This window comes from Okeania sp. SIO2C9, assembly GCF_010672455.1.
Lineage (GTDB): Bacteria > Cyanobacteriota > Cyanobacteriia > Cyanobacteriales > Microcoleaceae > Okeania.
This window is the reverse complement of the sequence record NZ_JAAHGO010000292.1, coordinates 1-1,090: the sequence shown is the minus strand read 5'-3', so window position 1 is coordinate 1,090 and position 1,090 is coordinate 1. Positions and strand designations below refer to the sequence as shown.

1 protein-coding gene is annotated in these 1,090 nt (G+C 37.2%); it reads right to left on the bottom strand.

All coding sequences use genetic code 11. The annotated features are described in order from the left end of the window. Positions 1-81: 81 nt before the first annotated feature. Entirely contained in the window at positions 82-393 is a 312-nt protein-coding gene (locus F6K23_RS41105; protein ID WP_293167046.1) for a carbon dioxide-concentrating mechanism protein CcmK, read from the bottom strand. Positions 394-1,090 lie beyond the last annotated feature (697 nt).

Here is a 1,090-nt window from a genome sequence, read left to right as displayed (position 1 = left end):
GGTCAATGAAGCGTAAAGAATCCCCGTCGCTCTACTTGCGGGGAGTATGTCAACTTTCTTCTTTAATCCCTGCGATTGTAACTAAAAAGTTCGGAACCCTTCAGATTGCTCTGTGTAATCGATGGGTAAAACAGTTTCAACGTTTTCGTTAGGATTGGGTATGATGTAGTGTGAGGTTAACTGTGCACCGTAAGTTTTTCCTACAGCTTCTATTCCTGCTGCTACAGCAACTGTTACCTCAGAGATTTTGCCTCGAACAGTCACCATAAAGCGACCACTTTCATTTCTACCATAATCAGCTAGCGTGACTTCGCCAGCTTTGACCATGGCGTCTGCTGCTGCTAATACACCTGGAAAACCCAAAGTTTCAACTACTCCCACCGCCGCTGGCATGGCTAATATCCTGAGTAAACAAAATTCCCAGCTATGATTATACAATGTCTAGCTCTAGATTTTGAAATACTCACTCTGCCCCATTTCAGGAACTGGGATTTACCGTTCATGGTTCATGGTTGATTGCGATGAACCATGAGCCATGAGCGAGGAAAATCTCTGGATTCATTTTAGAGTCACATAGCTTCTTTAATATTCAATACAGATTTTTGATAGGTTTTTCTTTATATTTTGCTAGAAAAAATATAAAGAAAAAATAAACATTTCAAATTTACTTGACATGATTTTTTTAAAAATGCTAACTTTCACAGGTGGTCAAATTACGATAATTCCCTTGCTAAGGAAAAACTACCGAACAGATATATAGTCATTTATATAGTCATTAAAAATATTGACTTAATTTGTTTAGGATAGATACAGAAATCTACTAGAAAGGTGATTTTATCTGCGTCGTGAAAATATCACTAACGTAGACCTCTATGCTAACTTTAGCTTTGTCTAAATTAACCTGAGTACCGAATAAGAAAAAGAGGGGTCGATTAATCTGATAAATTTAATTTTTGCCTCTCTGGTTGATTGATTATGGATACGGGAAAGGGAGAAATAGCGACTACTAAGTAACTGTAAGCTTGAAACAGGAGAAAGTTTATGACTGAAGAAACAATGCAAACAGTTTCATCTTTTGCTAGAGATGAGA